8 protein-coding genes are annotated in these 15,210 nt (G+C 62.1%); all 8 read left to right on the forward strand.

All coding sequences use genetic code 11. The features are described 5' to 3' along the window. The first annotated feature begins 16 nt into the window (after positions 1–16). The 8 genes from AC3WOG_RS06515 (at position 17) to AC3WOG_RS06550 (ending at position 14,963) form a co-directional block, all read left to right on the forward strand. A complete protein-coding gene (locus tag AC3WOG_RS06515; RefSeq protein WP_492577215.1) occupies positions 17–1,330 on the forward strand; it encodes an MFS transporter in 1,314 nt (437 codons plus the stop codon). Between the two features lie 863 nt (positions 1,331–2,193). Beyond that, positions 2,194–3,717, forward strand: coding sequence for a cysteate racemase (cuyB, locus tag AC3WOG_RS06520; RefSeq protein ID WP_492577216.1), 1,524 nt, complete (start codon positions 2,194–2,196; stop codon positions 3,715–3,717). 353 nt (positions 3,718–4,070) lie between these two features. Further along, positions 4,071–9,971 carry an excinuclease ABC subunit UvrA gene (gene uvrA, locus AC3WOG_RS06525; protein WP_492577217.1) on the forward strand — a complete coding sequence of 1,967 codons (5,901 nt, stop codon included), beginning with the start codon at positions 4,071–4,073 and terminating at the stop codon, positions 9,969–9,971. A gap of 963 nt (positions 9,972–10,934) precedes the next feature. After that, positions 10,935–11,645, forward strand: a complete 711-nt coding sequence (locus tag AC3WOG_RS06530; protein WP_492577218.1) for an energy transducer TonB — start codon at positions 10,935–10,937, stop codon at positions 11,643–11,645. Positions 11,646–11,721: 76 nt separating this feature from the next. Beyond that, positions 11,722–12,627 (forward strand): MotA/TolQ/ExbB proton channel family protein, encoded by a 906-nt coding sequence (locus AC3WOG_RS06535; RefSeq protein ID WP_492577219.1) that lies wholly within the window; start codon positions 11,722–11,724, stop codon positions 12,625–12,627. A gap of 12 nt (positions 12,628–12,639) precedes the next feature. Next, positions 12,640–13,062: an ExbD/TolR family protein gene (locus AC3WOG_RS06540; protein WP_492577220.1), complete on the forward strand. Its 423-nt coding sequence runs from the start codon at positions 12,640–12,642 to the stop codon at positions 13,060–13,062. Positions 13,063–13,316: 254 nt separating this feature from the next. Next, positions 13,317–13,748, forward strand: coding sequence for an ExbD/TolR family protein (locus AC3WOG_RS06545; RefSeq protein WP_492577221.1), 432 nt, complete (start codon positions 13,317–13,319; stop codon positions 13,746–13,748). Between the two features lie 9 nt (positions 13,749–13,757). Next, a complete protein-coding gene (locus tag AC3WOG_RS06550) occupies positions 13,758–14,963 on the forward strand; it encodes a tetratricopeptide repeat protein (protein ID WP_492577222.1) in 1,206 nt (401 codons plus the stop codon). The last annotated feature ends 247 nt before the right edge of the window (positions 14,964–15,210 follow it).

Raw genomic sequence — 15,210 nt, forward strand, 5'->3', positions numbered from 1 at the left:
CCTTGGAGACAGAGACATGAACCGCGAGCCAGACAATCACACCGCAGGCAGGCAACCCACTCGCGCCGCCGCCGCGGCATTTGTGGGCACCACGATCGAGTGGTACGACTTTTACATCTACGCCACCGCGTCCGCCCTGATATTCGGCAAGCTGTTCTTTCCGGGCGGCGATCCGTTTTTTGGCACGCTGGCTTCATTCGGCACCTTTGCGGTGGGATTTTTCGCGCGGCCGTTCGGCGGTCTCGTGTTCGGTCATCTCGGCGACCGCATCGGCCGCAAGAAGGCGCTCGTTGCCACGCTGGCGATCATGGGCGTCGGCACGGTCGGGATTGGTTTTCTGCCGACCTATGCGAGCGCCGGTGTATGGGCGCCTGTGCTGTTGGTGTTGCTGCGCATCGCGCAGGGCATCGCGATTGGCGGCGAGTGGGGTGGCGCGGTGCTGATGGCAAGCGAACATGCGCCGCAGGGCCGGCGCACTTTCTTTGCTTCGTTCGCACAGCTTGGCAGTCCGGCGGGGTTGATTCTGTCGTTGCTTGCGTTTCGCGCGGTTGCGTCGATGGATAGGGACGCGTTTCTCACTTGGGGCTGGCGTTTGCCGTTTCTTGCCAGTGCGGTGTTGTTGATCGTCGGCCTGCTGATTCGCGTGGGCGTCGACGAATCGCCTGAATTCAAGGTGCTCAAGGAGCAACGGCGCGTGGCTGCGTTGCCCGTCGCCGAGGTTGTGCGTGACGCGTGGCGCACGTTGTTGTTGTGCCTCGGTGCGAACGTGATCGGCGTGGCGGGTGCGTGGTTCGTCAATACATTCATGCTGAATTACACGACGCAGACGCTTGGGCTCGATCGTTCGTTGATTCTCGATTGTTTGTTCGTGGTGGCGTTCATTCAGTTGTTCACGCAACTGGGTTCGGGGTGGTTTGCGCAACGGATTGGGACCGGGCGGTTTTTGAAGGGCGCCGCGGCGTTGGCGATGCTTTCGCCTTATCCGATGTTTGCGTTGGTGTCGACCGGGCGGCCGGTGGCCATTGTGGTGGGGATTGCGCTGGCGGTGATGTGCATGTCCAGTTCTTATGCCGTCATGGCTGGGTTTATGTCTACCGCGTTCGCGGTGAGAGTGAGGTATTCGGCTATTTCTTTGTCTTATCAGGTTTGTGCCGCGCTCGCTGGTGGTTTGACTCCCTTGATTGGGACTTTGCTCGCGCATCGGTATCCGGGGGCGTGGTGGCCGTTGGCTGTGTTTTATAGTTTTCTGGCTGGAGTTTCGCTTTTTTGTATCGGGGTGTTGGAGCGCCGAAAGGGTGGCGCTGCTAGGGGTGTAGTTGAGGTTGTTTGATTTTTTTGCCTTCGCGGCGCTATGGGTGTGTGCTTACGGCGTTGGCCTTTCCTTGATTTGTTAGTGGTCTATTAGCGTCGCCCCTGTGCGGGGCAGGCACTTACTTTCTTTGCCGCCGCAAAGAAAGTAAGCAAAGAAAGCGGCTCGAACCGCTAGCTTTGAAGCGGGTCCCCTGGCTTGGAGGAGGCAGTGGAGCATCTGGAATTGGTGTTCTCGCACACTCCGCGCGGGTGACAAGGCCGTCATGCTTCCGGCGGCGCAGCGCGCGCCGACGCGGTACTTCATCGAATCGCCCGGCGGTTTGGGCGCCGGTGCCTGGTTCGGCGCGGTGACTCGCCATCGAGTCCCCCATGCCTCGCCGAGGCGAAGCCGATGGCCCCACCAAACCAAAAACGAAACCACTGGTTTGCCTGGCAGACCGTTCCGGCGAGCACGCAGTGCGAGGTGGGAAGAATGACTGCCTTGTCACTCAAGCTGAATGTGCGAGAGCACCAATTCCAGATGTTCCACTACCTCCTCCAAGCCAGGGGACCCGCTTAAGATCTAGCGGTTTGAGCCGCTTTCTTTTGCCTACTTTTCTTTGCGGCAGGCAAAGAAAAGTAGGTGCCCCCCGCACAGGGGGAACGCTAATAAACCAATAACAAAGCAAGAAAAGGCCACCACCGCAGGCGCACAACCGACAGCGCTACGCAAGACAAACAAATCAACGAAAGGCCAACGCCGCAGGCAGGCAGACAGACAGTGCCGCCGCCAAAGGCAAAAATCAACGTTAACCCCATGTAATCCAACACACCCATAATGTCGTCCTAAACTGCGCAAAAGCGACCTAATATCAAAGCCAACTGAACCGACGGGAGTCATCTATGCAACGCTATCGTTCGCTGGGCATAGTGACCGGTGCGGCGCCGCTGGCGAGCGCTGACGTACTGAGCAAGATGACCGCCATCCAGCGCCGATCTCGCACCGCGGAGCGATTCGACCTCGTGCTCGAGCAGCACGCATGGCACGGCCAGGCTTCAATCACCGCAGTGAACGCCGCATTCAAAATCCACGTATTCGACACTATCCGCGCATTCGAAAAACGCGGAGTCGATGCAATCGTATTGCCGTGCTTTCTCAGTCATACCTTCATCGACGAACTGACAGCGAACGTGTCCCTCCCGATTGCCGACATCATGACGGCGCTTTCGATCCACGTGCGGCAAACCTTCCCGTCAGTCCGGCGCATCGGTGTACTGACCACCGATTACATACGCTGCAACGGTCTCTTCGAGCGCTATTTCGACGCCGCGCAGTTCGACGTGCTGCATCCGCGCAACGAGCAAGGCGTGGATTGCGTCACAAGCGCGGTGTCTGGCAACGACGGCATCAAAAGCGGCTGTCTCTACGGCCGGCCAGTGGAGTTGCTGCGTGCCGCCTGCGCGGATCTCGTGGCGCAAGGCGCGCAAATCATTCTGCCCGGGCTCGCCGAAATCGCCATGGTCGCGCGCGCGCTCGGAACGCTGGACGTGCCGCTGGTCGACGCCAATCTGGTCTACGCGCGCTACGTCGCGGCGGCGCAATTCCCGCCGCCGCAGCGGCGTTTCAAGGTGGGCGTGCTGGGTGGCGTCGGGCCGGCGGCGACCGTCGATTTCATGGCGAAGCTGGTGCGCAACACCCCAGCTGGGCGCGATCAGGATCACATCAAGATCATGGTCGAGCAGAATCCGCAGATTCCGGATCGCACCGAATCCCTGCTCGGTAACGGCGACGATCCGACGCTCGCCCTTTATGCGGCCTGCAGGACGCTCGAAGAGGGCGGCGCCGACATCATCGCGATTCCGTGCAATACCGCGCATGCGTTTGTCGAACGGATCCAGCCTTCGCTGAACATTCCGATCGTCAATATGCTGAGCTGTACCGTCGATTATCTGCGCGAATCGTTCCCGAGCCTGCGCGAAGTCGGCATGCTGGCGACTTCGGGCACACTCGCAAGCCGCGTCTACGAGAAGGCGCTCGAAGCGCGCGGCCTCGTGCAGATCGCGCCGGCCGCGGCGGCACAGGCGCGGCTGATGAACGCGATCTACGGGCGCAATGGCGCCAAGGCCGGTCATACGTCGGGCGAGTGCAGCGACGACGTCGCCGCGGCGGTCGACGATCTGGTCGCCCAAGGCGTGCAGGTGATCGTGCTGGGCTGCACCGAACTGCCGCTGCTGCTGCGCGGCTCGACGCTGGCGCGGCCCGGCGGACTGGTGGTGCGGCTGGTCGATCCGACCGACGTGCTGGCGAGACGCTGCGTGGCCAGTGCGCTGGGCGGGAGCAGGGCGGCAGATGAGTCGGCCGATGCTCCGGCCGATTCGGCAGTTTCGGCGATGGACAGGTTCAGCGTGGCGAGCGTTTACGGCTAGATCAGGCTTGCGCCGCACTTCGGTTGGTGGCGCGTTCGATTGCGTCACCTGGCCAGGCGGCCTATGGCGTCCCTCGATCCCCTGCGCAGACAACCATTTCCCACGGCTCTACGCCAACTTTTCGAACCGGCACAACCCTTGCCGACCGGTTGTGTCCAGCGTCGCCCGTCATTGCCCGAACCGGTACGGCAGCGCCACCGCGTCGTGTCATGGAAAACTGTATAAATATACAGTATAGTATCCCGCTGCAACCTGGCCTTTGGCGTGTCGTCCCGCCGGCCGGGGTGCCCCGAACTTGCGCGGTCGCGAGGCGTCCGTGAGAGGTGGCCCACTCATTCAGACGGTCGGATAAATTGGCATCTAACGGCATTATCAAGATTCGCGGCGCGCGTCAGCACAACCTGAAGAACGTCGATCTCGACGTGCGAACCGGCGAAATGACGGTCGTCACCGGCCCCTCCGGTTCCGGTAAGTCGAGCCTCGTGTTCGACACGCTGTACGCGGAAGGGCAGCGGCGCTACGTCGAAACCTTCAGCGCTTACGCCCGGCAGTTTCTCGACCGCATGGACCGCCCGCAAGTCGACCGTGTCGACGGCGTACCGCCCGCCATCGCGATCGACCAGACCAATCCGGTGCGCAGCTCGCGCTCCACGGTCGGCACGATGACCGAGCTCAATGACCACCTCAAGTTGCTCTACGCGCGGGCGGCCGAGCTGTTCGATCGCAAGACCGCGCAGCAGGTGCGCCACGACACGCCGGAGACGATTTACGCCGACCTGCAGGCGCGCGCCGCGGAGCACGATCCGCGGCTGGTGGTCACGTTTCCGGTCGAGTTGCCGGAGTCCGCGTCCGAGCAGGAAGTCGAGCAATGGTTGTCCGCGAGCGGCTACACGCGCGTGCAGGCGCAGCGCGAAGTCGATTCGCCCACCGGCAAGCGCAAGCTGCTCGACGTGGTGGCCGACCGCTTCCGCTTGCGTCAGGTCGACAAACAGCGGGTGGTCGAAGCGATCGAGGCGTCGCTCAAACGCGGCGGCGGCCGCGTCAACATCTACGTGCTGCCTCCTACGTCGGAAGCGCCGGAAGCGCCGCCTCAAACGAATGCGGCCGAGCCGCAAATCTGGCGTTTTTCCACCGGTCTGCACAACCCCGAAAGCGACCTGCGTTACGCCGACCCGCAGCCGGCGCTGTTCTCGTTCAACTCGGCGTACGGCGCGTGCGAAGTCTGCCGCGGTTTCGGCCGGGTGATCGGCGTCGATCTGGGTCTGGTGATCCCTGACGCGCGCAAGACCCTGAGCGAAGGCGCGATCAAGCCGATGCAAACGCCGGCCTGGAAGGAGTGTCAGGACGATCTGATGCGCTATGCCGCGAAAGCCGATATCCGGCGCGGCACGCCGTGGGGCGAACTGACGGACGCCGAGCGCGACTGGGTCATCAACGGTTCGCCCGACTGGAACGGCAAGTGGCAAAGCCATTGGTACGGCGTCAAACGCTTCTTCGAATATCTCGAATCGAAAGCGTACAAGATGCACATTCGCGTGCTGCTGTCGAAGTACCGCAGCTATACGCCGTGCGAAACCTGCGGCGGCGCGCGTCTGAAAACGGAATCGCTGTTGTGGCGCCTCGGCAGCCAAGCGAATGCCGACGGGGTGCTCGCGCCCGAGCGGCGCTTCATGCCACGCGGCGTCGACTGGCAGCGCGCGCAACTCGAGGCGTTGCCGGGTCTGACCGTGCACGATCTGATGCTGCTGCCGATCGAGCGCATCCGGCGTTTCTTCGACGGGATCAGCCTGCCGAGCGCATTGCTCGACGACGCCCTCAAGCTGCTGCTCGCCGAAGTGCGTACACGCCTCAAATATCTGTGCGACGTAGGCCTGGGTTATCTGACGCTCGACCGGCAAAGCCGCACGCTGTCGGGCGGCGAGGTGCAGCGGATCAACCTCACCACGGCGCTCGGCACGTCGCTGACCAAAACGCTGTTCGTGCTCGACGAGCCGAGCATCGGCCTGCATCCGCGCGATCTGAACCGGATCGTCGAAGCGATGCATCGGCTGCGTGACGCGGGCAATACGCTGGTGGTGGTCGAGCACGATCCGTCGGTGATGCTCGCGGCTGACCGCCTGATCGACATGGGCCCCGGGCCGGGCGAACGCGGCGGCACGATCATTTACGACGGTGCGCCCGAGGCAATCCGTTCGTCCGGCACGCTGACCGGCGAGTACCTCGGCGGGCGCCGGCATGTGGCGGACGCGGCACACTGGTTGCAGCGTCCGGTGGACGCAAGCACGCCGCGCATCGTGCTCGAAGGCGCGACCCAACACAATCTGCGCGATGTCACTGTCGAAATCCCGTTGCAACGCCTCGTCTGCGTGACGGGCGTGTCGGGTTCGGGCAAATCCACCTTGCTGCAAGACGTTTTGTATCCGGCCATGGCGCGGCACTTCGGTCTCGCCACCGAGTCGCCCGGTGCGTTCAGGAGCCTGACGGGCGCAGACCAGGTCACAGACGTCGTATTCGTCGACCAGTCGCCGATCGGCAAGACCGCGCGCTCGAATCCGGCGAGTTACGTCGGCGCATTCGACGAAATCCGCAAGCTGTTCGCCAAGGCGCCGCTCGCGAAACAACGCGGTTACGGCCCCGGCATGTTCAGCTTCAACTCGGGCGACGGACGTTGCCCGACTTGCGGCGGCTCGGGCTTCGAGCACATCGAAATGCAGTTCCTGAGCGACGTGTATTTGCGCTGTCCGGATTGCGATGGGCGCCGTTATCGCGCCGAATTGCTCGAAGTGAAAATCGGGCGCGACGAGCCGGCGCGCGCGTTGAGCATTGCCGACGTGCTGGAATTGACGGTGAGCCAAGCCACCGCATACTTCGCGGAGGATGCCGAAGTATTGCGCGTGCTGCAACCGATCGTCGACGTGGGTCTTGAATACGTGAAGCTCGGCCAGCCGGTGCCCACGCTATCCGGCGGCGAGGCGCAACGGCTCAAGCTCGCCGGTTTCCTCGCGGAATCGGCGCAGGCACCTACCGCGCGCAGTGCAAAACAGGCCATTGCGAAACGTCTTTTCATGTTCGACGAGCCGACCACCGGCCTGCATTTCGACGACATCGCCAAGCTGATGCAGGCTTTCGGCAAGCTGCTCGCGAGCGGCCATTCGCTGATCGTGATCGAGCACAATCTCGACGTGATCCGCGCGGCCGACTGGCTGATCGATCTCGGCCCTGAAGGCGGGGACGGCGGCGGCCGGGTACTGTGCGCGGGTACGCCGGAAGACGTCAAACGTTGCACCGAATCGCACACCGGCGAGGCACTGCTGCAATACGATCGTGCGATGAGCGCTGCGGCCGAACCCTCGTCGCAAGGCATTCCGCTGCAAAAGGCGCTGAGCGCGGCGCGTGCGCGCCGGGCGATCGAAGGCGAGGACGTGGTGCGCATCGTCAATGCGCGCGAGCACAATCTGAAGGCGCTCGACGTCGATATCCCGCACGGCAAGTTCAACGTGATCACCGGCGTGTCCGGTTCGGGCAAATCCACGCTGGCCTTCGACATTCTGTTCCACGAAGGGCAGCGCCGTTACCTCGAATCGCTGAACGCCTACGCACGGTCGATCGTGCAGCCGGCCGGGCGCCCCGAAGTGGACGCGGTGTACGGCATTCCGCCCACCGTCGCGATCGAGCAGCGTTTATCGCGCGGTGGCCGCAAGAGTACGGTGGCGACCACGTCGGAAGTGTGGCACTTCCTGCGCCTGCTGTATGTGAAGCTCGGTCTGCAGCATTGCATTCACGACGGCACGCCGGTCACGTCGCAGAGCGTCGAATCGATTGCCGCGCAATTGTTGCGGGATCACAAAGGCGAGCACGTCGGCTTCCTCGCGCCGCTGGTCGTGAACCGCAAAGGCGTCTATACCGACCTCGCGAAATGGGCGAAAGCGCGCGGCAATACGCATCTGCGCGTGGACGGCGAGTTCGTGCCGGTTGACCCGTGGCCGAAGCTCGATCGCTTTCGCGAGCACACGATCGAGTTGCCGGTGGCCGACATCGTCGTTTCGCCGGATAACGAAACCGAACTGCGCCGCGCGCTCGACGAAACGCTCGAAATCGGCAAGGGGTTGATGCATCTGCTCGCGCCGCTCGACGGCTTGCACGACGCGATCAGCGGCGGCCATCCTACAGCCACGCTCGGTGCCGTGAAGGTGCTGTCCACCAAACGCGCGTGTCCGGTATGCGGCACCAGTTATCCCGAGCTCGACCCGCGCATGTTCTCGTACAACAGCAAGCACGGCTGGTGTACGACCTGCGTCGGCACGGGCCTCGCGCTGACGCGCGAACAACGCGCGGCGTACGACGACACCGTGATCGTCGACGACAATCGCGGCCGCGAGCAAAGCTTGCCGTCGGAGGAGCAGGAGCCGGAAGGTCTCGTCGACGAACCGTGTCCCGACTGTGCCGGCACGCGTCTGAATCCGACCGCGCGCGCGGTCACGTTCGACGCGCACGCGATCGTCGACGTCGCGCAATGGACCGTGTCCGATACGCGCGCCTGGATCGACACGTTGGAGATGACCGGCCGCGATGCGGAGATCGCACGCGATGTGGTCAGCGAAATCGGCAGCCGCCTGCAGTTCCTCGAGGAAGTCGGGCTCGGCTATCTGAGTCTCGATCGTGCGGCGCCGAGCTTGTCGGGTGGCGAAGCGCAGCGCATCCGGCTCGCCGCGCAACTGGGCAGCAACCTGCAAGGCGTGTGTTATGTGCTGGACGAACCCACCATCGGCTTGCATCCGCGTGACAACCAGATTTTGTTGAACGCATTGCGCAAGCTGGGCGAGAAGGGCAATACGCTGGTGGTGGTCGAACACGACGAAGACACCATTCGGCGTGCCGATCACATCATCGATATCGGGCCGGGTGCGGGCAAGCGCGGCGGTACGCTCGTCGCACAAGGCACTGTTGCCGATCTGTCGGCGCGGCCCGATTCGCTGACCGGGCAGTTTCTCGCGCAGCCGATCGTGCATCCGTTGCAGCCGCGCCGCAAGGTGGTCGCGCCGACCAAACGCGCAGCAGCCGTGCCGGAGAACTGGCTGACGGTGCATGGCGGCAAGCTGCACAACCTGCGCAACGTGACGGTCGGCATTCCGCTATCGCGGCTGGTCGCGGTGACGGGTGTGAGCGGTTCGGGCAAGTCGACGCTCGCGCGCGATGTGTTGATGGCCAATCTGCTGGATGCGGTCGGGCGCTCGGTGCTGTCGTCGCCAGCTACGCGGCGTGCGCGCGCTGCGGCGGCTCAGGAGCAACCGGCGGCGAACCGGCGCGCTAGCGTATTGGCGCGTACCGCGCCGCGTGCACCGCTCAATGTCACGCACGCATGGCAGGGATGTGATGCGGTCACCGGCTGGGAAACCATCGACCGTGTGCTCGAAGTCGACCAGACCCCAATCGGCAAAACACCGCGCTCGTGTCCGGCGACCTACATCGGCGTGTGGGATGCGATCCGCAAGCTGTTCGCCGGTACGCTCGAAGCGCGCGCGCGTGGCTATACGGCGTCGCGTTTCTCGTTCAACACCGGTGAAGGCCGCTGTCCCGCCTGCGAAGGGCAAGGCGTGCGCACCATCGGCATGAGTTTCCTGCCCGACGTGAAAGTGCCGTGCGACGTTTGCCACGGTCAACGTTTCAATCCGGAGACGCTTGCGGTCACGTGGCGCGGCAAGAACATCGGCGACGTGCTGACAATGGAAATCGACGAGGCCGTCGCGTTCTTCGCGCCGATCTCCAACATCGCACATCCATTGCAATTGATGAAGGATGTCGGACTTGGCTATCTGACGCTCGGTCAGCCGTCGCCTACGTTGTCGGGCGGCGAAGCACAGCGCATCAAGTTGGTCACCGAATTGAGCAAAGTGCGCGACGACATCACGCGGCGTGGTCAGAAGCCGCCTCATACGCTGTACGTGCTGGACGAACCGACCGTCGGTTTGCATATGGCGGACGTCGCAAAGCTGATTCGCGTGCTGCACCGTCTCGCGGACGGCGGCCATAGCGTTGTGGTGATCGAGCACGATCTCGACGTGATTGCAGAGGCGGACTGGATCATCGACCTGGGTCCGGAAGGTGGTGTCGGCGGCGGGACAATAGTGGCTGCTACGGATCCCGAAGGACTTTCTCGCGTGGCCGATAGCCACACCGGCGCGGCGCTACGGCCTGTCCTGGCGCGAACGCATAGCGGCGTTGCAATGGTGGCGAGCGAGGGAACGAACGGATGAATAGCGGAGCGGGGCAGCGGAAGTCGCTCCGCTCCTTTTCGCCTAAGTGCAGGAGACGTGAGGCGCACGATTCGCTTGCGCCACAGCCGTTCCAAGGGCTGTCAAAGCGTTGACGCGGCTATCGCTATCAGTTTGCCGGGCATTATCCTGTTCGTCGGCAATATGTAATTTTAATTAATGACTTTGTAATTAGGTTAAAGAAGCAATTGAAATGCAGATTTAGAGTGTCGTAAATACCGCTAAAAAAATTTTTCGAACGCGGTTTTCCCTCTGCTATGTTCTCGCCTCCGGCCTCGGGTTCATTCGTCACGGTCGATCATCAACTCAGGTTACTGTCTGCGATCCGCCCGGTTGCCTTGCAACCATTGCGGGAAGCCCGCCCGGCAGGCCTTTCGTCTTCGAATCCCCGCGCTCTGTGGATGGTTCCGGGTGTGCCGGCAACGCCGGAATATTGGTTTTTTCCTGCGCTATCGTGTGCAAGAAAGACGCGCTCACCTCTGTTCCATATGCGCCTACTCTTCTAAAGCGACGTAAATGGGGCACTAATTAGAGCTATCGCTCTAAACTTAGTATGCCGTCATCAAAAAAAGTTTGACCGCGGATTTTTTGTCCTGCTATCGTTGCCTCCCATGAAACGCAGCTGACCTTGACGCAGAACGGCTCGCAAGCCGCGGCGCACCTCGATCAGGTTATCTGCTGCACACATGAAAGCGGAAATGACGGAGTCGAATTCGATCTATTAGTACTTCTACCTAGATCGATATTCCGTGGCGTGCGACGAGCCGACGCGCTGCGTCAGGGTCTGTATGTGTCATCGAATCTCAGTTGGGCAATGAAGCATAAATTTTGGACTGCAAATAAAAAATGCAATCGATGGCCATGATTGACTGAAGTGAACGTTGTTTGCGGTATGTAAGCGCGCTGCAGTGACAGAAATGGACGGTTCACGCCGGAGGAGTAAAGGTGGGTACGAAAGTTGAAGGGCAATTTCCGGCAGCAGTGGCCCGGATAGAGAGGCCAGGACGCCCGCGCGAGTTTGGGCGTAAGCAGCAAAACCCCGTACGCCGCTTCGGCGGTATCGCAGTCGTTCTGCTCCTGCACGTAGTGTTAATTTACGCGCTCATCAATGGCCTCGCCACCAAGGTCGTGCAGGTCATCCAGCATCCGATCGAAACGAAAATCATCGAGCCGGTAAAGCCGCCTCCGCCGCCGCCATTGCCGACCGTGCAATTGCCGCCGCCGAAGTTCGCACCGCCGCCGCCGCCGTTCGTGCCGCCACCGGAAGTGCAGGTGCAGACGCCGCCGCAGCCGACCATCACGCACCAGGCCGCACCGGTCGTGTCGGCACCTGCCGTGGCGCCGCCCGCACCGCCGGCACCTCCGGCGCCGGCCAAGCCCGTGAGCGCCGAAGTAGGGGTGGTGTGCCCGAACTCGGATCAGATCCGTTCGTCGATCCGTTACCCGAAGGAAGCGCAGGAAAACAACGTGACGGGTGATGTGCTGATTGAATTCGTAGTCGACGCGCAGGGCCATATTACGAATGAACGCGTTGCGAAGTCTGCGGACGATTCCTCACTCGATCGCGCAGCGTTCAACGCGGTCAAGCAGTTCACGTGCGTTTCCCAAGGCCAGGCTGTCCGTGTGCAAGTTCCGTTCTCGTTCAACTTGAACTGAATCCACAGGCTGTTCGGTACCGGTAGCGATTTATCAGTCTTAGTTTAGAAGTTGTACTAATGAACTTGGAGCAGGCATGAAGAAGCGTACTCTCGCCGCATTGGCGGCAAGCATGTTGATCGCCGTAACCACGGTGGATACCTTTGTTGCACCGCAAATGGCCCATGCTCAAGCTAGCGACGCCACCGCGTCGGCAGTTGCCCCGGCCACCGCTGCGCCGCAAACGGCCGGCTCGGCCGCGGACGAAGCGGTGCCGCCGCCGGCTCCGGCCACGTCCGAAACCGTCAATAACCCGTACGGGCTCGGCGCACTCTGGAAGAACGGTGACTTCGTCGCGCGCTTCGTGCTGATTCTGCTGGTGCTCATGTCGATGGGCAGCTGGTACATCATGATCACCAAGTTCTTCGAGCAATTCCGCGCGAACCGCCGCGCGAAGAGCGCCGACGAGCAACTGTGGACCGCACCGTCGCTGAGCGAAGGCGCGAAGCGGCTTGACGAATCGTCGCCGTTCCGCTTCATCGCCGAAACGGCCATCGAAGCAGGCGAACATCATGACGAAGCATTGCTCGAGGCCGTCGACCGCAATACGTGGATCGATACCTCGGTCGAGCGCGCGATCACCAACGTGTCGAATCGTCTGCAAGACGGTCTGGCTTTCCTCGGCACGGTCGGCTCGACAGCGCCGTTTGTCGGTCTGTTCGGTACGGTCTGGGGGATTTATCACGCACTGACGGCAATCGGTATCGCCGGCCAGGCCTCGATCGACAAGGTCGCGGGTCCGGTCGGCGAGGCGCTGATCATGACCGCGATCGGTCTCGCCGTGGCGGTGCCGGCCGTGCTCGGCTATAACTTCCTGGTTCGCCGCAACAAGTCGGTGATGGAGCGTGTTCGGGCCTTCGGCGCGCAACTGCACACCGTGTTGCTCGCAGGCAGCCGTCGCCCGGCACGCGCCGCCGCCCGCGAAGCATCGCTGGCCCAATAAGCGGAGTCCGTCATGGCTATGAGCGTTGGGCAGGAAGATAACGACGAGGTCATCTCCAGTATCAACACCACGCCGCTCGTCGATGTGATGCTGGTCCTGCTGATCATCTTTCTGATCACGATTCCGGTGGTGACGCATACGGTGCCGGTGCAACTGCCGAAGGAGACGATCCAGCCGCTGCAAACGACGCCCAAAAGTATCGTCATCGCGGTCAACCGCGACGGCGATTTCTTCTGGAACGAGAAGCAGGTCGATGCGCCTACGCTGCTGGCACGCCTGAAAACCGTGTCGGTCATGACGCCGCAACCGGAAGTGCACGTTCGCGGTGACCAGAACGCACGGTACGAATTCATCGGCCGGGTCATTACCGAGTGCGAACGCGCCGGTATCGCCAAGGTTTCATTTATCACTGAGCCGCCCGCGCGCGGCGGCTAGCTTTGCATGGGACCAGAGTAAGCGCTAAAGCGCCAACTCTGGCCGACAGCTTTGCATGGGACCAGAGTAAGCGCTAAAGCGCCAACTCTGGCCGACAGCTTTGCATGGGACCAGAGTAAGCGCTAAAGCGCCAACTCTGGCCGACAGCTTTGCATGGGACCAGAGTAAGCACTAAAGCGCCAACTCTGGTCGACGGCTTTGCATGGGATCGGACTAAGCGCTAAAGCGCCAAGTCCGATCGACAGGAGACGATTATGGGGATGAACGTATCTTCGGGCGGTAGCAGTTCTGAACCGGATGTGATGGTCGATATCAACACCACGCCGCTGATCGACGTGATGCTGGTGTTGCTGATCATGTTGATTATCACGATTCCGATCCAGACGCATGCCATCAAGATGAACTTGCCGGTCGGCAATCCGCCGCCGCCGATCACGCAGCCGGAAGTGGTGCAGATCGATATCGACTTCGACGGCACCACGACCTGGAATGGCCAGCCTGTGCCGAACCGGGCGGCGCTCGAATCAAGGCTGGCCCAGGTGGCGGCCGAACCAGTCCAGGCGGAAATCCATCTGCGGCCTAACAAGCTGGTGCCGTACAAAGACGTCGCGGAGGTGATGGCGTCCGCGCAACGACTGGGCGCGACGAAAATCGGCCTGATCGGCAACGAGCAGTACATGCAATAGGGAAGTGGAATGCTAACGATCCATCAACGGTTCAGGCGCGCCGTCATTGCGGCCGCTGTCGGAGGGCTGTCTGCGCTCGTCGTGCTGCCGGTCACGTCTCATGCCGCCGACACCTTGCGGCCGGATGTGGCGAAGCCGCTGAACGCCGCGCAGGATCTGTATCGCGCGCACAAGTACAAGGATGCGTTGACGAAGATCGATCAGGCGGATGCCGTGGCGGGCAAAACGTCCTATGAAAGCTACATGGTCCAGGAGATGCGCGGCGCTGCTGCTGCGGCAGCCGGCGAATCCGGCGTAGCTGCCCAAGCCTACGAAACCTTGCTGGGTTCCGGACGCTTGAGCGGCGCTGACGAGCAGCGCACCACCGCGGCGCTCGCAGGCATCTACTTCCAGCAGAAAAACTACGCACAGGCAGCGAAGGTCGCGCAGCGCTATCTGAAATCGGGCGGCAGCGATCCCGACATGCGGACTTTGCTTGTGCAGTCTTACTACCTGTCAAACGATTGCGGCAACGTCGTGAGCCTGCTTAAGCCGAGCGTCGATGCGCAAGTGCGTGCCGGTCACGCACCCGACGAATCGCAACTGCAATTGCTCGGCACTTGCGCGCAACGCGTGAAAGATGACGCGACCTACCGCAGCACGCTCGAAAAGCTGGTCGCCTATCATCCGAAGCAGTCTTACTGGGACGATCTGTTCACCGCGATCCGCAGCAAGCCTGGCTATTCGTCGGCGCTCGATATCGACACGTACCGGCTGCGCCGTGCGACCGGCTCGCTCACCACCGCCGACGATTACATGGAGATGACTCAGCTCGCGATCGTGGCCGGTACCACGGCCGAAGGCAAACAGGTTATCGATCAGGGCTTTACGTCAGGCGTTCTGGGGCACGATGCGCAGTCGGATCGCGAGAAGCGGCTGCAGGCGCTCGCCGCGAAACGGGCGCAAGCGCCGGCCGATCCAGCGAACCCCGTCGCACCTGTCGATGTCGGCTTCAACCAGGTCTTCGCCGGTCAGACCAAGCAAGGTCTTACGGCAATGGACGCAGCGATCGCGAAGGGGGGAGTCGATCACCCGGACCAGGCGCAACTGCATCTCGGCGAGGCGTACTACATCGCAGGCGAAAAAGCTCGTGCAGTGCAAACCTTCCGCGCGGTGAAGGGCACCGACGGTTCGGCCGACCTCGCCCGTTTGTGGGTGCTGGTGGCGTCGAAGTAACGGCATCCTGTTCCTGATATGTCCCACCCGGCGAAGTGCATCCAGGGTATCCGGACATTGAGCCGGGAGGCGCATGTTCGCCGTATGGAGCAGCGGCCGTCACCAATGGCCGGGCCTGGTTGCGTGCGCAACCATCGTCCGGTTTGCGGCAAGTGTGAAAGCCTCCCGGACATCGCATTGATCGAGTCACTCATGGCGGCAACTGACCAGGCATATCGAGCGAGTTTTAAGGAGGACGTTGCACTCA

The organism is Paraburkholderia sp. FW306-02-B (genome assembly GCF_058782725.1).

Bases quoted from the DNA above. Each gene is read 5' to 3' on its own strand.
- AC3WOG_RS06515 (WP_492577215.1), top strand. From the start codon at position 17: ATGAACCGCGAGCCAGACAATCACACCGCAGGCAGGCAACCCACTCGC.
- cuyB (WP_492577216.1), top strand. From the start codon at position 2,194: ATGCAACGCTATCGTTCGCTGGGCATAGTGACCGGTGCGGCGCCGCTG.
- AC3WOG_RS06535 (WP_492577219.1), top strand. From the start codon at position 11,722: ATGAAGAAGCGTACTCTCGCCGCATTGGCGGCAAGCATGTTGATCGCC.
- AC3WOG_RS06540 (WP_492577220.1), top strand. From the start codon at position 12,640: ATGGCTATGAGCGTTGGGCAGGAAGATAACGACGAGGTCATCTCCAGT.
- AC3WOG_RS06545 (WP_492577221.1), top strand. From the start codon at position 13,317: ATGGGGATGAACGTATCTTCGGGCGGTAGCAGTTCTGAACCGGATGTG.
- AC3WOG_RS06550 (WP_492577222.1), top strand. From the start codon at position 13,758: ATGCTAACGATCCATCAACGGTTCAGGCGCGCCGTCATTGCGGCCGCT.